Source organism: Gilliamella sp. B2717 (assembly GCF_026536675.1).
Lineage (GTDB): Bacteria > Pseudomonadota > Gammaproteobacteria > Enterobacterales > Orbaceae > Gilliamella > Gilliamella apicola_I.
Window position 1 is genome coordinate 1 of the sequence record NZ_JAFNNQ010000084.1, and the last position, 18379, is coordinate 18379.

The window sequence follows — 18379 nt, forward strand, 5'->3', positions numbered from 1 at the left end:
TTAGTCAGCTTTCCAACGTTATTTAGGTGATAATGATTTTGGTTGCTTAAGTTGGAATAATGGGGGGGATCAATAGTCAAAAAAGAATTAGTGTTTAAATAAAATGATGAGGGTCGTTCGAAACATAAATTAAAGCGTATGTTTAAACGAGCACCGCCAAGACACAATAAAATAAAAAACGGTGATAAAATACGATAACCTAATTGCTCCATAATATTTAGCCTATTCCTGTTTGATTAATTTTATTTAAGTTTTGTTACTAATTTTTATTATCGGAAATGATAACCTAATTTAGTTTACAAACTACGTCATTTATTTACACTTTGCAACATTTTTTTATGTTTTAATTTGAAATATATCAAATTAAATTAGCGATATAACTAATCTGTATCAATTATTGCTTTTAATCATTTACTGCTTGGATATCTTTGTTAAAATAATAGTAATAAATGATGATTTCCTTTTTTATAAAACGATAATTATGCTATTACTTGAAATAAACGTTTTTAAGCGGTGCTATTCCTATAAAGGATCGACTTCCAAAACAAGTTGTTTATTTTCAGTATGCTAGATTAACAATATGAAAAAGTTTTTTTAACTATCTGTAAATGGTTTTTTTTAGTAAGATATTTTTTATTAGATGCGCTAAATTATTTTAGTCATATATTGCGTATGTTTTTTACAGAGCAAAAGATCATAATGGAGAGCATGAGGTTAGCCTATGCGTGATAATGAACCACAAATACTTTCGTCAATTTTGACGCAAGATTCGTCTTTATTGCATATTCAAGAAAGAATATATGCGTTAAAGAAATTATCTGATGTTGTATTTGATCTACTACCTCCTCCGTTAAATGTTCAATGTCGGGTATCTAATTTTAGGCAAGGCATTCTCATTCTTGAAGTCAGTTCAGCAAGTTGGCTTACTCGACTAAAATATGAACAAAGCAATTTATTAACCGGTATTCGCAAAAACTTATTGCCATCTTTAGCTTCTATTCAATATCGTATTAATCCTGATATTGCTGCACCTTCATCCCAAAGGGTTAATCATTCGTCAAATGATGCTACAATGAACAGTACAATGACACAAATTAGTGCAACTTATTTATATGCATTAGCAGAAAATGCACCAAATAAACTAAAAAAACAATTGATTAAACTTGCTAACCATGCAAAATGATAACGAGTAAGTTTAGATTAATTTTATATAATCAGACTATATAATGTACAAGGAGTAATTTATGGAAAAAGACATCATCATTTATATTTTAATTGGATTAGTGATAGGCTTGATTGTAGGCGCTATTTTAATGAATGTGGTTAGTCCTAAAGCTCGTCAATATGCAAATACCAAACGAGAGCTTGATAAAGCACAAGAAGAATTGAAAACTCAAAAACAAATGATTGCACAACATTTTTCCCACAGTGCTGAAATCTTAGATAATATGGCTAAAGAGTTTAGACGTCTTTATCAACATATGGCAGAAAATTCGCAACAGATTATTGGTAGCGAAAATATGCCTAATCTTAGTCTTGATGAAAATAATTCTGACAGTAGCCCAAAATTAGTTTTAGAAAAGCAACCTAAAGATTATTCTGATAATCCTTCAAATTTATTTAAAACGGATGATCAACGGTCTTAATACGAATTCACTAGTAAACGCTAGTATAAGTTTCTATTATTTTTAAATTATTCGAAAAGCGAGAGTTGTAAAATGAACAATTCAGTAAAAAAACAAAAAAAACTATTAAGTGTTATTGCTTTAAGTATAAGTATAAGTTTATCGATGTTTTCAAATGCTTATGCTGCTTTTCCATCGATACCTACCGATAATAATACTGAAAAACCGAGTTTGGCTCCAATGCTAGAAACAGTATTACCATCTGTTGTTAGCATTAAAGTTGAAGGTGTTGCTCAGATGCAAAATAACATGCCAGAGGAATTTAGACGTTTCTTTGGTTATCCTGACAGTCAATCGAGAGCGTTTACTGGTCAAGGTTCTGGTGTCATTATTGATGCTGAAAAAGGCTACGTAGTAACCAATAATCATGTTATTGAAAATGCAGATAAAATCATTATTTCTTTAAATGATGGTCATGAGTATCAAGCCAAATTAATTGGTAAAGATCAACAAAGTGATATTGCATTACTGCAAATTCAAGATGGTAAAAAATTAACCGCACTGAAACTCGCTGATTCGGATAAATTACGTGTTGGTGATTATGTTGTGGCAATTGGTAATCCTTTTGGAATTGGTCAAACGGTTACTTCGGGTATTATTTCCGCGCTTGCTCGTAGTGGACTTAGTATGAATGGTTTTGAGAATTTTATTCAAACAGATGCGTCAATTAATCGAGGCAATTCAGGTGGAGCCTTGGTCAATTTAAATGGTGAATTAGTTGGAATTAATACCGCCATTATTGCACCTAGTGGTGGAAATGTAGGTATCGGTTTTGCGATTCCAAGTAATATGGTGAAAAATTTAACTTCGCAATTAATTGAATTTGGCGAAGTCAAACGGGGTGTATTAGGTATAAAAGGGAATGAATTAACTTCTGATATTGCAAAGGCGTTTGATCTCGAAATTCAAAAAGGCGCATTTGTTAGTGAAGTTATCGATGACTCGGCCGCAAAGGAAGCCGGTATTAAATCTGGCGATGTGATTGTGTCAATGGATGGAAAACCCGTTGATAGTTTTGCCGAATTACGAGCTAAAATTGCTACCGCTGGTGTTGGACGAACTGTTGAATTAGGTTTAATTCGTGACGGCAAAAATCTAACCGTTAGTGTAAAATTAAAAAATAGCGACGAATCGACGACCGAAGCAAAATCTTTACACGCTTCCCTTGACGGCGCTATATTAACTAATGGTGAAATTAAAGGACAAAAAGGTGTAATTATTGAGAGCATTGCTAAAAATTCACCTGCATCAAGTTTAAGCCTACAAGAAGGCGACCTTATCACGGGTGTAAATAAAACACGTGTCAACAATATTGCGGATCTTCGTAAAATTATTGACAGCAAACCATCTGCAATTGCGCTAAATATTGTTCGGGGTGATAGCCGTTTATATTTAATTTTACGCTAATTCCTGAATAAATTTTTTTTCGTCGATGCTTTTGTATCGACGAAAATCATTAATTTCAACATCTAGTCAGATGTGCTAAAATCTTCTTATCACCCTTTACAATCAAATCATTATGCTTAAGAAAATTTTATGGCCTATATTGATTGGTACTGTTTTAGCGATAGTGCTATTGATTATATTTCCGACCTTGCGCAATGGAACACAATCAAACTTTTCAAGATCAATCTTTGATAACGAACCCATAAGTTATTCTGATGCTGTCAAAATTGCTGCACCAGCGGTTGTGAATATCTACAGCCGTTCAGTGAATGCAATGTCTCAACAATCGACAGATAACCCAATTACACCACTAGGTTCTGGGGTAATTATGAGTAAGCAGGGTTACATTATTACTAATTATCATGTTGTTGATGGTGCAGAACAAATTATCGTTGCTTTACAAGACGGACGAATTTTTGAAGCGCTAACTGTTGGTTCTGATAAACTGGTTGATATTGCAGTTCTTAAAATTGAAGCTACCAATATACCAACAATTCACATCAATCCTAACCGAGAACCAAAGATTGGAGACGTTGTTTTAGCTATAGGTAATCCATATAATATTGGGCAAACCATTACGCAAGGTATTATCAGTGCAACAGGGCGTGATGGTTTAAGTCCTTATCGTCGACAAAACTTTATTCAAACTGATGCATCAATTAACCATGGTAATTCTGGAGGTGCACTCGTCAATACTAAAGGTGAATTAGTCGGAATTAACACCCTAACCTTTGCTAAAAATTTAGGAAATGAAGTGCCCGAAGGTATCGGTTTTGCCATTCCAACGGCCTTAGCGGTAAAGATAATGAATAAATTGATTCAAGATGGCAAAATAATTCGCGGTTATATTGGTATTGATGGATTAGAATTTACGCCTACTCGAAATCCAAGCGATATGCCGGTTGTTTTAGGTATTTTGGTTACTAATGCCGAAGGTCCCTCTTTGCAAGCTGGGGTACAAACAGATGATATTTTAATTATGGTTGATAACAAGCCTGTCAAATCTATTATTCAAACAATGGATCAAATAGCCGAGTTGAAACCAGGCACAACCGTCCCCATAGTAGTATTGCGAAACGGTGAAAAGGTTGAGTTACAAGTAACTATTGGTCAGTTACCTGTTTAAACAAGGGTTTTATTGCTTGATTACCAGCAGTTTAAAGCGTATAATTCGCAACCTTAATCATGTTTTTTAACACTCGTATGGTGTATAGACTTTGCTTTCACAGCCGTTTATATAGCGATACGAACCAACTCTAGAGGCTTATTATGAAAGAAGGTATTCATCCAGAATATAAAGCAATTACAGCAACGTGTTCTTGCGGTAATGTTATCAAAACTCATTCAACTATTGGTCATGATATTCATCTTGACGTATGTGGTGAGTGTCACCCATTCTATACTGGTAAACAACGTGATGTTGCAACTGGTGGACGTGTAGATAAATTCAAACAACGTTTTTCAATGGTTGGCGGTAAAAAATAGTTTTTGTTGTAACGATTTTTCGTTATTATCATAAAAAAAGGCGCTTTATGCGCCTTTTTTATATCCCTTCTCTAATGATACTGAACGATGATAACCATTTAATTTTTATTCATCAATCAGATCAGGATCAATACCTAAATCCCTCATCATTTTTTGAGCTTGCTGTGGAATACCATCTTCTCGATCCTTTTGTAAGTCTTCATCACATGGTAAAGGCTGCCCTGTATAAGCATGCAAAAAAGCTTCACAAAGAAGTTCACTATTGGTTGCATGACGCAAATTATTCACTTGTCGACGAGTACGTTCATCAGTCAATATCTTTAAGACTTTTAACGGAATTGAAACAGTAATTTTTTTTACTTGCTCACTTTTTTTACCGTGCTCTGCATAAGGGCTGATATAGTCGCCATTCCATTTCATCATTTTTCCACCAAATTACATCACAAATAATGTGGATAATTTTAACGTTTTTTTTGTTTTACTGCAATCTACACACCAAGATACTTAGACGTCTAGACATGTTGACGTCTTTATTAATTGTGTTATTCTTATACAACTGATATCTAAGAATAAATCAAGAGGTCTAGGAAGGTTATTATGGCTAATCAATCTAACAATCAAAGCCAATGTGCTAATTTAAATCAAGGGACGATTGCTGTCCGGGGTGGTCTAAATACCGATGATCAATACGGTAGTGTCGTTCCAGTGATTACACCTTCAACATGTTACCGCTATGAAGAGTTTGCAAAACCCAGAGAATTTGATTATGGTCGAAAATCAAATCCTAGCCGACGATTAGTTGAACAAACCGTCGCAAAATTGGAAGGTGGAGCCGATGCTATATTAACGAATTGTGGAATGTCAGCCATTCATTTAGTTAGCGTTGCATTATTATCCCCTAATGATTTAGTGGTTGCGCCTCATGATTGCTATGGTGGTAGTTATCGGTTATTTAACAGCTTAAGCGAACGAGGTCATTTTAAAGCAAAATTTGTTGATCAGTCCGATCCTGTTGCATTGAAAGAAGCGTTAAATCTGCGTCCTAAATTAGTCTTAATTGAATCACCAAGTAATCCTCTTTTGCGTGTTGTCGATATTCAAGCGATCACTCAACAAGCGCATGAAGTGGGTGCAATTGTATTAGTGGACAATACTTTTATGACACCTATTCTACAAAAGCCATTAGAACTTGGAGCCGATATTGTTACCCATTCTTGTACCAAATTTTTAAATGGCCATTCCGATTTATTGGCTGGTATTCTGGTCTTCAAAGATCAAAAATTAGCAACAGATGTCTTATGGTGGGCAAACAACATTGGAACGTTAACATCATCGTTTGATAGCTACTTATTATTGCGTGGATTACGTACTTTAGCTGCTCGTGTTAAACTACAACAAGACAATGCTAAACAGGTAGTTGAGTTTTTAGTGAATCATCCTAAAATTGCTAAAGTTTTCCATCCATCTTTACCGTCTAATCTTGGTCACGATATTGCTAAAAAACAGCAAAAAGGATTTGGCTCTCTTTTAAGTTTTGAATTGGTCGGCAATGCTGATATTATGCCTAAATTTTTAAAAGCGCTGAATATATTTACCTTGGCACAATCATTAGGTGGAGTTGAAAGCTTAGTCTGTCACCCTGCAACGATGACCCATTCAGGAATTAGTGCCGAAGCTCGTAAGACGGCTGGCATTTCCGATCAACTATTACGCATTTCAGTTGGATTAGAAGATATCGATGATTTAATCGGTGATTTAAAACAAGCATTAGCGGCTATTTAGCTTTAATTATTCAATTAAATTATGGGTTGATGATTTCCACTATTATAATCTTTTTCATCAATCCTTTTAAGATTTAATTAATTGATTTTGATAATGAATTTTAAATCTTATTTGCCGTAATGGATAATTTTATTTTGAATTGCGGTAAATATCTCATCAAGTGAGTGTCGTTTGGCTCGTCCGCAAATTTTTGCTACTTCATCACACACTAGACATTGCCTTGGACGTTGTTCAAATTGAGCTCGAGAAAGGCTCTGTTGGGTAGTGGGATCAATAACATCAATATCCCATAATCGTCCTAAAGGATGATTATCTTCAATATCAATACAAAATTGTTTTAACTTTTTTGTTTGACAAGCTACCGAAATAATCGCTTCAAACCCTGTGATTTGATGATAATGCTGTTCATTCACGATAGTGATATTGTTTGTACTGAAACAGTGATGTAATGCTTGGATCGCTTGATTAAATAGATAGTGTGCTCCACTACTATTTTTAATAGCTCCCGGAATAACCAAACAAAGTGAGATGATTGGTTGTTGATAGTGTGTGATTGCAAAAAGTTGATTGGCAACTCGTTTTTCTTTCGCAAGTAACATCTGTTCAAGCGTGATTGGTGTACCATCATCAAATTTTACTATCATTGTGGTCTTGTCTGCTATTTAGATAAAAGAAGGCAATAGCATGTCATCATGTCATGCTATTGCAAGTTAGTTAGTCTTTAACTTCGCGTACTACATCAATCACCGAACCATCTCGGTAATGAACAATACCAACAATTTTATCATTAAATTCAATTGGTTTTGGTTCACCAGTCAATGACACCGCACGTTGGTAAAGCTCTTCAATGCTCATCACCGGCAAGTTTGCTGCTTTTAAACGTTCAGCGATTTCTGGACGATTAGGGTTAACAGCAATACCATGGTCAGTTACCAGCACATCAACGCTCTCACCTGGTGTTACAACGGTTGTCACTTTCTTAATCACAGTTGGAATACGGCTACGAATTAATGGCGCAACAATAATGGTTAAGTTTGCACCGGCCGCGGTATCACAGTGACCACCAGACGCACCCCGCATAACACCATCCGATCCTGTTAATACATTAACGTTATAATCAAGATCGATTTCTAATGCACTAAGGATAACAATATCTAACTCATCCACACTCGCCCCTTTCGATGCAGGGTTTGCATAGACATTGGTTGAAACTTCGATATGATCTCGGTTTTTACCTAAAGATTGTCCTGCGGTACCATCAAAACTTTGCGTATCAAGTAAACGTTTAACTAACCCTTTTTCATGTAAATCAACAATACTTGCTGTAATACCACCTAATGCAAATGAGGCAGTAATATTTTTAGCTCGCATACGATTTTCTAAGAATCGGGTGGCTGCCGTTGAAGACGCACCTGAACCGGTTTGAATCGAGAAGCCGTCTTTAAAATAGCCAGAATACTCGATGACATCCGCAGCATAGCGAGCAATCATTAGCTCACGTGGATTGCTGGTAATTCGCGCTGCACCGACACTGATTTTAGTCGGGTCACCAACTTCATCAACTTTAACAATGTAATCGACTTGATCCTGACGAATACTTGCCGGATGATTTGGATAACCAACGATATCTTCAGTCAACAAGACTACTTTTTTCGCAAATTGCGCATCAACCATCGCATAACCCAATGCACCACATTGAGATTTACCCGATACACCATTGGCATTACCTTGTTCATCAGCTGTTGAAACAGCTAAAAATGCGATATCAATGTTAATTTCACCACTTTGAATAAGTTTTACTCGTCCACCGTGTGAGTGAATATGAACAGGATTATCCATTAATCCATGTGAAATAGCATCAGCCAATTTACCTCGTAAACCAGAGGTATAAATTTTGGTAATTACACCTGCTTCAATATGTGGAATCAAGGCTGAGTTACAACTTAACAATGAGCTTGATGCTAACGTTAAGTTTTTAATACCAAGTCTGCTGATCGTTTCAACAACTTTGTTAATGACCTTATCACCTTCACGAAAAGCATGGTGGAAAGAGATCGTCATTCCATCACGTAATTCACATTTATGAATTGCTTGTTCGATAGAATCACATAATTTACGTGTGTATTTTGACTCATCTTTTAAATAAGGCGTTGTTGCATTAGCATCAACAAACGGTGCAATATTTTTTAGATCGGGATGCTGTTTTAGCAAATCATCAATTTTTTTGTCTATAGAAGTCGTCATTTTTTAATCCTATCAAATTTCTTTACGTACACCAGAATATTTGGCTAGCTCAATAATTTTTTGAGCACGTGCAATAATCGGTGCATCAATCATTTTGCCATTTAATGAAACCACACCAAGCCCTTTTCTTTCACCTTCTTCAGCAGCTTCAACCACTTTTTGTGCGTTTTCAACTTCTGCAGCTGTTGGCGCATAAGCATTATGTAGTAATTCAATTTGTCTTGGATTAATCAGTGATTTACCGTTATAACCTAATTTTTTGATTAAGCTAACTTCTTTCAAGAAGCCTTCATCATCATTAACGTTAGAATAAACCACGTCAAATGCATCAATACCCGCCACTCGCGCTGCATGTAAAACAGCACAACGTGCATAAAATAGTTCGGTACCGTCTCCACGCTCAGTTTGCATATCAACTAAATAATCGAACGCAGCTAACGCTATACCAATTAAACGTGGTGAAGATTTTGCGATTGAAACAGCATTTACTACACCTAACGCAGATTCAATAGCTGCCATTAATTTAGTACTACCAACCTCACGACCACACTCTTTTTCAATTCGTTCAACATGAGCTTCAAGTTCATGGATATCTTCAGCACTATTTGTCATCGGTAGACGTACAACGTCAACACCTGCTCTCACAACAGCTTCAAGATCTTTTAAGCCAAATGGAGTATTGAGCGCATTGATTCGAACAACAGTTTCAATTCCATGTTCTTTATAAACCGGAAGACGTAATGTTTGTGCAACCAATAAACGAGCAGAATCTTTTTCTTTTAATGATACTGCATCTTCAAGATCGAACATGATTGAATCAGGCTTATAGACAAACGAAGTGGATAACATCGCTGCATTCGCACCCGGCAGAAATAACATACTTCGACGCAATTTTTTCATAGTAATTTACTCCAATCTAAGTTCTCTTCTTCTGCGCCACGCAATACTGCACATTGTACTCGAGCTTTAATCGCACAATCTAAAGCGCCTTTATCATCAATAATAATTAAACCGTCAGTCACATTAAGACTTGTTAAGGTTTGCTCAACAACGGCGCGTATTTGATCGCCAAATTGCTTATTAACATCACTATTAATAACAATTTCAATTCCTGTATTAGGAGTGACTTTCACTAACAAATCGCTTGATTCGAGAGTGCCAGCCATGGCTTCTTTCTTGATTTTCATTTAGTTACCTTTTGAACGAATTAAATTTTTGACTGAATCTAAATTAGCCTCTAGATAGTTCCATGTTGTTTCAGGAACTAATCGTTTTACCTCTTCATATTGCTCATCAGCCAGTAATTTTCTAACCAACGAAGCGGATATGATATCTTCCCCTTCAAGAATACGTTGAATTTCAACTAACGTCACAACCGGGAAAGGACTAACGTCTTTATCCTGTAACCAATAACGCATTGAAGTGTTATAAGCATTAGTTATTTGACTGTAGGGCTCGGTTCCAACAAAACGATAGGTAATATTCAGTGCTGGGGCAATATAATTACGGAAAATTAATAAATCGATCCCCATGTAAGCGTAATCAATTTTATCATTATCCTTTAAAAAATAAGTAGGAAATGTTGCTCTAGATATAATATAGGCGGAACTGGCATGTACCGTGACATTTTTTAAGTGTTTCGATCCCTCTTTCACTAGTTGTAAACGTACATCAAATGGGAACAGTGAAACATTTTCATTGACGACAAAAACATGAAGCCAATCACATTGACTGGCAGCATACTGTAAAAGATGTTGGTGACCTTTTGTAAATGGATTAGCATTCATCACTACACTGCCAATCTTGTTCCCTTCTTTACGGTGTTCACTTAAATATTTACAGTATTGCTTAATTCCAACGGGGGTATTTTCCATCAATACGACAAGATTATTTACCTCGACGATAGGATAAAATCCACACCCTTTGAAAAAGTCGATATTTTCAGGTTTAGTATATAAAAAGAGATGAAAATGCCCCTGCTCATTAGCATATTTGATAACATTATCCAACAAAGTCAAATTAAGCTGATTTCCACGATAATCGGGGTCAATCGCAACACATTTAATAATATTGTCATCAATGCCTGCACAAGCTACCATTTTACCGTCCATGTAAGCAACGATAAATATATGGACTTGAGGGTCTAAGTTTAGATCCGATAGCGTTAACAAACGAATAATTTGTTCTCGTTCAGTTAATGATTTTGAGATATCTACCACTGAAAAATCGACTAAACTATACATAATATCACCTATTTTTCTGCTACCACATAGTTCGTTAAACGACCAATTCCAGAGATTTCAACTTCAATTTTGTCACCATCTTTCATAAATACTGGAGGATTGCGTTTTTTACCTACACCACCCGGTGAACCAGTAAGAATAACATCGCCAGGAGATAAACGGGTAAAAGTACTGATATAAGAAATAAGTTCAGGCACAGTATGAACTAAGTTTTTGACATAATCGTGTTGCATTTCCTGACCGTTTAAATAGGTCGTTAAAGATAATACGGTAGGATCAGGAATCTCATCAGTCGTGGTTAAACAAGGGCCAAATGCACCTGTACTTGGCCAGTTTTTACCTGCCGTAAACCAAGTATATTGCCAATCGCGGATTGAACCGTCCATATAACAGCTGTAACCTGCTACATGTGATAATGCATCTTCTTGCTTAATACGAAAACCACCTTTACCAATGATAATGGCAAGTTCACCTTCATAATCTAGTTCATTGGTAATAGCTGGTTTGAGAATATTTGTTTTATGCCCTGTTTGTGAATCAGGGAAACGAACAAATAATGTTGGTGCTGAACTGGTTTCATTAAATTCTGCTCTTTTTTCAGCATAGTTCATGCCAACACATAAAATTTTATTTGGATTCGGTATAACCGGTAAATAAGTGATATCTTGCTCATTAATGTCACTTGGAGCATTAACATAGGTTTTCGCTAGCGACAAGCCTTCTTCATCAGCAAGTAATGATTTCAAATCAGCATATTTATCACCAAATTTTTGTTTTAAATCAACAATACCATGATTAGTGAGAAGACCAAAACTTGCTCTACCAGAGACAAGATAACTGACAAGCTTCATGAGTACTCCTTAAAAGCTGTTTGTATTAATTATTACTATAAAATAAAAACAAACAACCCTAGTCTAGGCTAAGGTTGTTGTTAAAAAAATTTAACTATACTAAGAAATTGCCGAGAATAAGTAACGATACCGATACATTAATCGCACCACCAATACGGGTTGCAATTTGTGCAAATGGCATTAACTCCATTCGTTCCGCTGCGGTTAATATTGCAACGTCACCTGTTCCGCCTTGACCACTTTGACAACATGAAATAACAGCCGCATCTACTGGATACATACCTAATTTTTTCGCTACAAAGAAGCCTGTTGTTACTAAGCTAACCACGGTACAAACAATAACTGCTAAGTTAGTTAACGTAAATGCAGAAACAATTTTATCCCATGGAGTGATTGCCACACCTACCGCAAATAAAATTGGATAAGTGACAGACGTTTGGAAGAATTTGTAAACGACTTGTGAACCACTCAATACTTTTGGTGAAACACCTGATATTAATTTAACAAATACAGCTGCAAATAACATTCCTACTGGCGCTGGAATACCTGTCACTTTATGACCAATCATACCAACCATATAAAGGATAGCGGCTAATAATACACCTGAAGCAAATGTTGTCACATCGATAACAGAATCTGCTTTAGTTGCTTTTTTATCTGTAATTTCGTCTTCTTCTGACGCTGGTAATAATCGTCCATTACCCGTTAAATGTGGATAAGCTTTACCAATACGGTTAAGGACACCACCACAAATAATACCCGTTAATCCACCTAACATAACGATCGGTAATACACGACCTAGGGCTTCACCTTGTTCCATACCTAAAATTGCAGCATAGCCAATTGAAAGTGGAATTGCACCTTCACCAACACCACCAGCCATGATAGGTAATACCAAGAAGAAGAATGTTTCAAACGGTGTTAAACCTAGTAGATAACCGACACCGACACCAACAAGCATCCCGACAATCTCACCACATACCATCGGTCCAAAGATTTTTAAGAAACCTTGAATAAGTGTTTTCTTATCCATGTTCATAATACTACCAACGATGATACAACAAATGTATAAATAAAGAATATGCGTATCTTTATAGAACTTAGTTGTTGCTTCAACAACTGGCGTAGGAAGAATTCCATAATAAACTAAAGCAGATGGAATGAAGGTTGCACAGATTGCTGCTGCACCCATTTTACCAACGATCGGTAAACGTTTACCAATTTCACCACACAAAAAGCCAAAAAATGCACAAGTGACAACCATAACAACGATTTCACTCGGTAACTTACCTGTTACTAACACTTCGGTGAAAATAAGAATACCAGCAATAATAAATAATGGAAGTGGAATTACACCAATTTTATAATTGTCCATGAGTCGCCACCAATTATAAGGCCACCCTTTTAAATTTTGCTCAACGGGCTTACTCGTTGATTCTTTTTGATTATGCGTTTTTCCAATTGAATTGAAATCCACCATATGTATTTTTTCTCCAAAATGATTTGATTTGTTCGAATTAATTGGCGCGTATAGTGACAAAATATGAATCTCATTTTTGTGATATAAATCATATTTTAACTGTGGTTTTTATGGTTTTAATGGCTCAAAGTTTTTTTATGCTGTGTTACACTCACTTCTACTTTAATTTGAAAAGTAAATGTAAAAATGCGAAAGAAAGTACAATTATCATTTACTACGAAATTATTTTTATCTCTTTTGATCTTTTCATTGATTATTTTAGCTCTATTACAAAGTTATATTTGGAATGCGACAGAAACAAATTTATACCGAAGTTTAGGTGAAAAAGCGCAAATTCAAGCAAGAGAATTAGCAGTAATACCCAGTTTAATAAAATATGTTAGAGAAAAAGATACTAATAAAATAGCTGAATTAGTAATTGATATTTTTCAACAAAGTGACGCAAGTTATATTGTTATTGGTGATGAAAATGCCCATCGCCTTTTTCATACTGCCAATAATGCCCTATTTTCACCCATGATTGGTGACGATAATCAGCAAGTACTCAATGGCAATAGCAGTGTTACCATTAGTAAAGGTTCACTTGGGTTAGCATTAAGAGGCAAAGCACCAATAGTTGATCAAGGTAAAATTGTTGGCATTGTTTCAATTGGTTATATGATTGATGATATTTATGCACTACATATCAAACAAGTCATCCCTTTTATCTTTTTTTGTTCATTACTATTTTTAGCATTGTTTATCTTTTCTTATTGTTTTTCTAAGGCAATCAAAAGACAGATGTTTAATTTGGAGCCGAAAGAAATTGCATTACTGGTAAAAAGTCAAAAATCAATTATGGAATCCATTTTTGAGGGTGTCATTGCCATTGATCTTGAATACAAAATTATGAATATCAATCAATCAGCAAGATCGATGTTAAAAATTAAAGTCAAAGATAACGAATTGATTCATCATACCTTATGGGATTTTATTGAATCAACAGAATTTATATGTGGAAATGATAACAAGATCCGAGATATACATGATCATATTTGTTATTTTAATAATATTATTGTCATTGCTAATCGAATTCGAATTATGGTTGATAATAAGATTAAAGGTTGGGTTATTACGTTCCGTAATTACAATGATATTAACTTATTAAGCATGCAATTAACTCAGGTAAATCAATATGTGGATAATTTGCGCACATTAAGACACGAGCATCTTAATTGGATGGCAACACTATCTGGCTTAATTTATATGAAGCGTTACCAAGAAGCAGAATCTTTTATTGCGTTGCACTCTGCCGATAATCAAGCTAGCTTAGATTTTATAACTGAACATTTTAAAGTACCTGCTGTATGTGGTCTGTTAATAGGTAAATATTCTAAATCACATGAAATTGGTTTAAAACTGATGTTCGATCCTGCATGCCAGCTAAATGCATTACCCGATTCAATTACCGAAACAGAATTTATGTCTATTTTAGGTAATTTACTTGATAACGCATTCAATGCTAGTTTGAAAAACGATCGTGGCAATAAAACAATCTATTTATATCTTAGTGATGCAACCGATGAAATTGTTTTAGAAATTAGTGATCAAGGTTGTGGTATAGATGAGAAAATTCGTGATTCAATTTTTAAACCCGGCGTCACATCACAAGATACTAAAGAACATGGGATTGGTTTGCATCTCGTTTTGACTTACATTAAAAAAGCTAATGGCTATATTACATTTGAAGATAATGAACCTTACGGTGCAATTTTTTCCGTTTTCATACCCAAATAACATGAGGGATAAGAAAGTATGAATCAATCAAAAGATGATATAATTAAAGCACTTATAGTTGAAGATGAGCCAATTTTAGCTGAGCTAAATGCTGATTTTATTCAACGTGATACCAAAGTAAACGTTATCGGTATTGCCTCCAATTTAGCTGAAGCAAAAATAATGATCGATAAATTAAAACCAACTTTAATTTTATTAGACAACTATTTACCAGATGGAAAAGGTATCGATCTTTTTGAATATATCATTAATAATCATCTAGATTGTTATGTTATCTTCATTACTGCAGCCAGTGATATGGATACGTGTAGCAAAGCAATACGCTTGGGGGCATTTGATTATTTAATAAAACCACTGTCCTATCAACGTTTAAAACATTCGTTAGAGCGCTTTGAGCTGTTCTTATATCGGCAAAGCCTACAAAAGCATGTCAATCAACGAAGAATTGATGAACTTTTTAATTTGCAAACGAAAGATTTTGTCGGCATTAATCGTCATTCAAAAGGTATCGAGGAAATCACTCTACAAAAAGTTAAAGATCTATTTATGAAAACAGACAAACCGTTAACGGTAGATGATATAGTCGAAAATGCCCAAATCAGTAAAACGACCGCCAGACGATATTTAGAACACTGTGTTCAAACAAAATTATTAACCGTTGAACTTAACCATGGAAAAATCGGGCGTCCTGAAAGACTATATAAACGATTAGGTAAATAGTTCCAATTACCAAACACGAGTTAAGTACCACTAAAACCAGCTATCCATATAATTGATAATTATATAAATATGCTTATTTATTATTTTATCCTCTAAATATTTGATGCTAGATTGAATTTATCCAATCCTGAAACAGGATTGATTCTGCCGTATCAAATAAGAGGAGTAAGCATATGTCTATAGCGATAGGAAAGGTAGTCACTACCGAAAATAATGAAATTAACCAAGATGGCGCTTTTGTTCGTCAATCTAATCGATTTGATACTCCCTTCGGCAACGAGCCAGGCATGCTGCCGGTTGAATCGGGTCGTTATCGTTTAATTTGGGCGGCAATTTGTCCTTGGGCACACCGCCAGATGATAGCGATTAAGTTATTGGGATTAGAGCATGTGATCAGTATTGGTAAAGTATCACCCGTTCGTACCAGCCATGGTTGGGAGTTTTCGCTTGATCCCAAGGGTGTCGATCCGGTGCTCGGTATTCGCTACTTACCTGAAATTTATGCCTCGACAGATCCCAATTACCATGGTCGAGCAACCGTACCAACCATAGTGGATGTAAAAACCGGTAAAGTGGTTAACAATGACTATTTTAATTTAACTTACTACTGGGAAACCGTTTTTAAACCCTTTCATAAATCAGGTGCGCCCGATCTGTATCCTCAACATTTACGTAAGGAAATTGATGAACTTAACCATGTGATTTTTCATGAAGTGAATAATGGCGTTTATAAGGCAGGGTTTGCACGCTCACAAAAAGCTTACGAAGAAGCTTATCATCTAGTATTCAATCAATTAGATAAACTGGAGCAACGTTTAAACAAATCACGCTATCTATTTGGTGATAATATTACTGATTCCGATATTCGTCTGTATGTTACATTAGCACGCTTTGATGTTGCCTATTATTCTGCATTCAAAACTAACCGTAATCGAATTATTGATTACCCTAATTTATGGGCTTATGCCAGAGATCTGTATCAAATCCCGGCTTTTGGTAAAACCACCGATTTTGAAGCGATAAAAAAGGGCTATTTTTTGAGTAATAATGCGCATAATCCTTATGATATTTTGCCTTTAGGCCCTGATGTCAATAATTGGAATACCCCCCATAATCGAGATAAACGGTTTAGTACAAGTCACTAATTATTAGGATAATACGAATGCCAAATATAGTAGATATTGGATTAATTTTCAGCCAAATTCCGACATTACTTGCTTATTTGCCGGTCACATTGTTTATTACTCTTTTTTCAATGTTACTGGGAGTAATGTTAGGACTTATCATCGCTATTATTAAAATGAACAAGATACCTGTTCTTTCCCAGATAGCGATGATATTTGTTTCATTTATTAGAGGCACGCCATTGCTAGTGCAACTCTATTTAAGCTTCTATGGTATTCCTATTATATTACGTTATATCAATTATTATTATCATACCGATTTTAATGTTAACAGTGTTCCGCCAATGCTGTTTGTTTTGATTGCGTTTTCTTTTAATGAAGCGGCATATAATTCAGAAACAATACGTGCCGCCTTGCAATCGGTAAATAAAGGACAAATTGAAGCAGCGCAGTCCCTTGGTATGACCTATAGCCAGTTATTACGTCGAATCATTATTCCGGAAGCCTTTATTGTCGCCTTACCCAACCTTGGTAACGCACTAATAGGCTTACTTAAGGGCACCTCCCTCGCCTTCGTTTGTTCTGTAACTGAAATGACGGGCAGAGGTAAAACCTTAGCGGGACATAGTTATCGCTATTTTGAAGTCTATATTTCATTGGCACTCATCTACTGGGCATTAACCATTATTATTGAATTAATCGTAAGATATTTGGAAAAGCGCCTTACAATATCTGACACGGTGAATACGCCAAGTTATCGCCGAGGGAAGCTATTATGATAAATGTGCAAAATTTAACTTTATCTTTTCAAGATAATTCAATACTCAATAATCTTAATTTTCACATTAAACCTCATGATATTGTGGCAATTATCGGTGCGTCAGGAGCAGGCAAATCAACATTGCTACGATGCTTAAATTTATTAGAAAGACCGCAATTCGGTAAAATTACCATTGATGATATTAAGTTGGATGTCAGCCGTGTAAAGCGATCGCAATTAGTCAGGTTTCGCCAACAAACTGCAATGGTATTCCAACAATTTAATTTATTCCAACAAAAAAATGCACTAGAAAATGTAATGGAAGGATTAGTTGTTGTAAAAAAATATCCCAAAGATAAAGCACAACAAATAGCTTATGACAAATTAGTTGAAGTTGGACTGGGTGAACGAATCTATCATTACCCTAAACAGCTATCGGGTGGACAACAACAACGAGTAGCCATCGCCAGAGCGTTAGCCATGGATCCTAAAGTATTATTACTTGATGAACCCACTTCCGCCTTAGATCCTGAATTAGTCGGAGAAGTGTTAGCTACGATAAAATTAGCAGCAAAGTCAGGTATAACGATGCTCCTTGTCTCTCACGAAATGAGTTTTGTACACGAAATCGCAACTCGAGTCTTTTTCTTGGATAAAGGGCAAATAATAGAAGACGGCACACCAAAACAAGTGTTTACCAATCCAACTCAGCAAAGAACTCGTGATTTTTTAACGCGCTATTACAATACCATGCAAATGGAGTATGAAATCTAATGAATAAAA

At 35.4% G+C, this 18379-nt stretch carries 18 protein-coding genes and 1 pseudogene; 11 read left to right on the forward strand and 8 right to left on the reverse strand.

All coding sequences use genetic code 11. The features are described 5' to 3' along the window. The first annotated feature begins 721 nt into the window (after positions 1-721). The 5 genes from J3U35_RS07485 to rpmE all read left to right on the forward strand — a co-directional run bounded on the left by J3U35_RS07485 (position 722) and on the right by rpmE (position 4616). Positions 722-1183, forward strand: a complete 462-nt coding sequence (locus tag J3U35_RS07485; protein ID WP_267360544.1) for a DUF721 domain-containing protein — start codon at positions 722-724, stop codon at positions 1181-1183. Positions 1184-1244: 61 nt separating this feature from the next. Further along, a complete protein-coding gene (locus J3U35_RS07490; RefSeq protein ID WP_065559659.1) occupies positions 1245-1646 on the forward strand; it encodes a ZapG family protein in 402 nt (133 codons plus the stop codon). A 72-nt stretch (positions 1647-1718) separates the two neighbouring features. Then, on the forward strand, positions 1719-3092 hold the full coding sequence (locus tag J3U35_RS07495) for a Do family serine endopeptidase (protein ID WP_324101220.1): 1374 nt from the start codon (positions 1719-1721) through the stop codon (positions 3090-3092). 112 nt (positions 3093-3204) lie between these two features. After that, entirely contained in the window at positions 3205-4257 is a 1053-nt protein-coding gene (gene degS, locus J3U35_RS07500; protein WP_267351941.1) for an outer membrane-stress sensor serine endopeptidase DegS, read from the forward strand. Positions 4258-4400: 143 nt separating this feature from the next. Next, on the forward strand, positions 4401-4616 hold the full coding sequence (rpmE, locus tag J3U35_RS07505; RefSeq protein WP_065559662.1) for a 50S ribosomal protein L31: 216 nt from the start codon (positions 4401-4403) through the stop codon (positions 4614-4616). Positions 4617-4721: 105 nt separating this feature from the next. Here rpmE and metJ read toward each other — a convergent pair whose 3' ends face one another. After that, on the reverse strand, positions 4722-5039 hold the full coding sequence (gene metJ, locus J3U35_RS07510) for a met regulon transcriptional regulator MetJ (RefSeq protein WP_065559663.1): 318 nt from the start codon (positions 5037-5039) through the stop codon (positions 4722-4724). A 174-nt stretch (positions 5040-5213) separates the two neighbouring features. Between metJ and metB the strand changes: the two genes are divergently transcribed. Beyond that, positions 5214-6398, forward strand: a complete 1185-nt coding sequence (gene metB / locus J3U35_RS07515) for a cystathionine gamma-synthase (RefSeq protein WP_267360546.1) — start codon at positions 5214-5216, stop codon at positions 6396-6398. Positions 6399-6505: 107 nt separating this feature from the next. Here the strand turns inward: metB and citX are convergent, their stop codons facing one another. From citX to J3U35_RS07550, 7 genes and pseudogenes are all read right to left on the reverse strand, one after another. After that, positions 6506-7042, reverse strand: a complete 537-nt coding sequence (citX, locus tag J3U35_RS07520) for a citrate lyase holo-[acyl-carrier protein] synthase (RefSeq protein WP_267360548.1) — start codon at positions 7040-7042, stop codon at positions 6506-6508. Positions 7043-7112: 70 nt separating this feature from the next. Continuing rightward, positions 7113-8642 (reverse strand): citrate lyase subunit alpha, encoded by a 1530-nt coding sequence (gene citF, locus J3U35_RS07525; protein WP_220215744.1) that lies wholly within the window; start codon positions 8640-8642, stop codon positions 7113-7115. A gap of 12 nt (positions 8643-8654) precedes the next feature. Further along, complete coding sequence (gene citE, locus J3U35_RS07530) at positions 8655-9542, reverse strand: citrate (pro-3S)-lyase subunit beta (RefSeq protein WP_065559667.1); 888 nt, start codon at positions 9540-9542, stop codon at positions 8655-8657. Beyond that, positions 9539-9829, reverse strand: a complete 291-nt coding sequence (citD, locus tag J3U35_RS07535; protein WP_065559668.1) for a citrate lyase acyl carrier protein — start codon at positions 9827-9829, stop codon at positions 9539-9541. The genes citE and citD overlap by 4 nt, the downstream gene beginning before the upstream one ends. Beyond that, positions 9830-10885, reverse strand: coding sequence for a [citrate (pro-3S)-lyase] ligase (gene citC / locus J3U35_RS07540; RefSeq protein ID WP_220215745.1), 1056 nt, complete (start codon positions 10883-10885; stop codon positions 9830-9832). Positions 10886-10893: 8 nt separating this feature from the next. Continuing rightward, on the reverse strand, positions 10894-11736 hold the full coding sequence (locus J3U35_RS07545) for a fumarylacetoacetate hydrolase family protein (protein WP_267360551.1): 843 nt from the start codon (positions 11734-11736) through the stop codon (positions 10894-10896). Positions 11737-11830: 94 nt separating this feature from the next. Next, positions 11831-13123, reverse strand: a pseudogene (locus tag J3U35_RS07550) (2-hydroxycarboxylate transporter family protein); the annotation flags it as partial. A 279-nt stretch (positions 13124-13402) separates the two neighbouring features. On the opposite strand from J3U35_RS07550, the gene J3U35_RS07555 reads away from it, so the two are divergent. From J3U35_RS07555 to J3U35_RS07575, 5 genes are all read left to right on the forward strand, one after another. Beyond that, entirely contained in the window at positions 13403-14992 is a 1590-nt protein-coding gene (locus J3U35_RS07555) for an ATP-binding protein (RefSeq protein WP_267360554.1), read from the forward strand. 18 nt (positions 14993-15010) lie between these two features. Further along, a complete protein-coding gene (locus J3U35_RS07560; RefSeq protein ID WP_065559672.1) occupies positions 15011-15712 on the forward strand; it encodes a response regulator in 702 nt (233 codons plus the stop codon). Between the two features lie 173 nt (positions 15713-15885). After that, the gene (locus tag J3U35_RS07565) at positions 15886-16857 is read left to right on the forward strand and encodes a glutathione S-transferase family protein (RefSeq protein ID WP_267360556.1); all 972 of its coding nucleotides are present in this window, start codon (positions 15886-15888) and stop codon (positions 16855-16857) included. Between the two features lie 17 nt (positions 16858-16874). Continuing rightward, positions 16875-17615, forward strand: a complete 741-nt coding sequence (locus J3U35_RS07570; protein ID WP_267351956.1) for an amino acid ABC transporter permease — start codon at positions 16875-16877, stop codon at positions 17613-17615. Beyond that, positions 17612-18370, forward strand: a complete 759-nt coding sequence (locus tag J3U35_RS07575; protein WP_267360558.1) for an amino acid ABC transporter ATP-binding protein — start codon at positions 17612-17614, stop codon at positions 18368-18370. The genes J3U35_RS07570 and J3U35_RS07575 overlap by 4 nt, the downstream gene beginning before the upstream one ends. Positions 18371-18379: the final 9 nt, after the last annotated feature.

Bases quoted from the DNA above. Each gene is read 5' to 3' on its own strand.
- J3U35_RS07555 (WP_267360554.1), top strand. From the start codon at position 13,403: ATGCGAAAGAAAGTACAATTATCATTTACTACGAAATTATTTTTATCT.
- citX (WP_267360548.1), bottom strand. From the start codon at position 7,042: ATGATAGTAAAATTTGATGATGGTACACCAATCACGCTTGAACAGATG.
- J3U35_RS07490 (WP_065559659.1), top strand. From the start codon at position 1,245: ATGGAAAAAGACATCATCATTTATATTTTAATTGGATTAGTGATAGGC.
- J3U35_RS07485 (WP_267360544.1), top strand. From the start codon at position 722: ATGCGTGATAATGAACCACAAATACTTTCGTCAATTTTGACGCAAGAT.
- citE (WP_065559667.1), bottom strand. From the start codon at position 9,542: ATGAAAAAATTGCGTCGAAGTATGTTATTTCTGCCGGGTGCGAATGCA.
- J3U35_RS07495 (WP_324101220.1), top strand. From the start codon at position 1,719: ATGAACAATTCAGTAAAAAAACAAAAAAAACTATTAAGTGTTATTGCT.
- J3U35_RS07565 (WP_267360556.1), top strand. From the start codon at position 15,886: ATGTCTATAGCGATAGGAAAGGTAGTCACTACCGAAAATAATGAAATT.
- citD (WP_065559668.1), bottom strand. From the start codon at position 9,829: ATGAAAATCAAGAAAGAAGCCATGGCTGGCACTCTCGAATCAAGCGAT.
- J3U35_RS07560 (WP_065559672.1), top strand. From the start codon at position 15,011: ATGAATCAATCAAAAGATGATATAATTAAAGCACTTATAGTTGAAGAT.
- metB (WP_267360546.1), top strand. From the start codon at position 5,214: ATGGCTAATCAATCTAACAATCAAAGCCAATGTGCTAATTTAAATCAA.
- metJ (WP_065559663.1), bottom strand. From the start codon at position 5,039: ATGATGAAATGGAATGGCGACTATATCAGCCCTTATGCAGAGCACGGT.
- rpmE (WP_065559662.1), top strand. From the start codon at position 4,401: ATGAAAGAAGGTATTCATCCAGAATATAAAGCAATTACAGCAACGTGT.
- J3U35_RS07570 (WP_267351956.1), top strand. From the start codon at position 16,875: ATGCCAAATATAGTAGATATTGGATTAATTTTCAGCCAAATTCCGACA.
- citF (WP_220215744.1), bottom strand. From the start codon at position 8,642: ATGACGACTTCTATAGACAAAAAAATTGATGATTTGCTAAAACAGCAT.
- degS (WP_267351941.1), top strand. From the start codon at position 3,205: ATGCTTAAGAAAATTTTATGGCCTATATTGATTGGTACTGTTTTAGCG.
- J3U35_RS07545 (WP_267360551.1), bottom strand. From the start codon at position 11,736: ATGAAGCTTGTCAGTTATCTTGTCTCTGGTAGAGCAAGTTTTGGTCTT.
- citC (WP_220215745.1), bottom strand. From the start codon at position 10,885: ATGTATAGTTTAGTCGATTTTTCAGTGGTAGATATCTCAAAATCATTA.
- J3U35_RS07575 (WP_267360558.1), top strand. From the start codon at position 17,612: ATGATAAATGTGCAAAATTTAACTTTATCTTTTCAAGATAATTCAATA.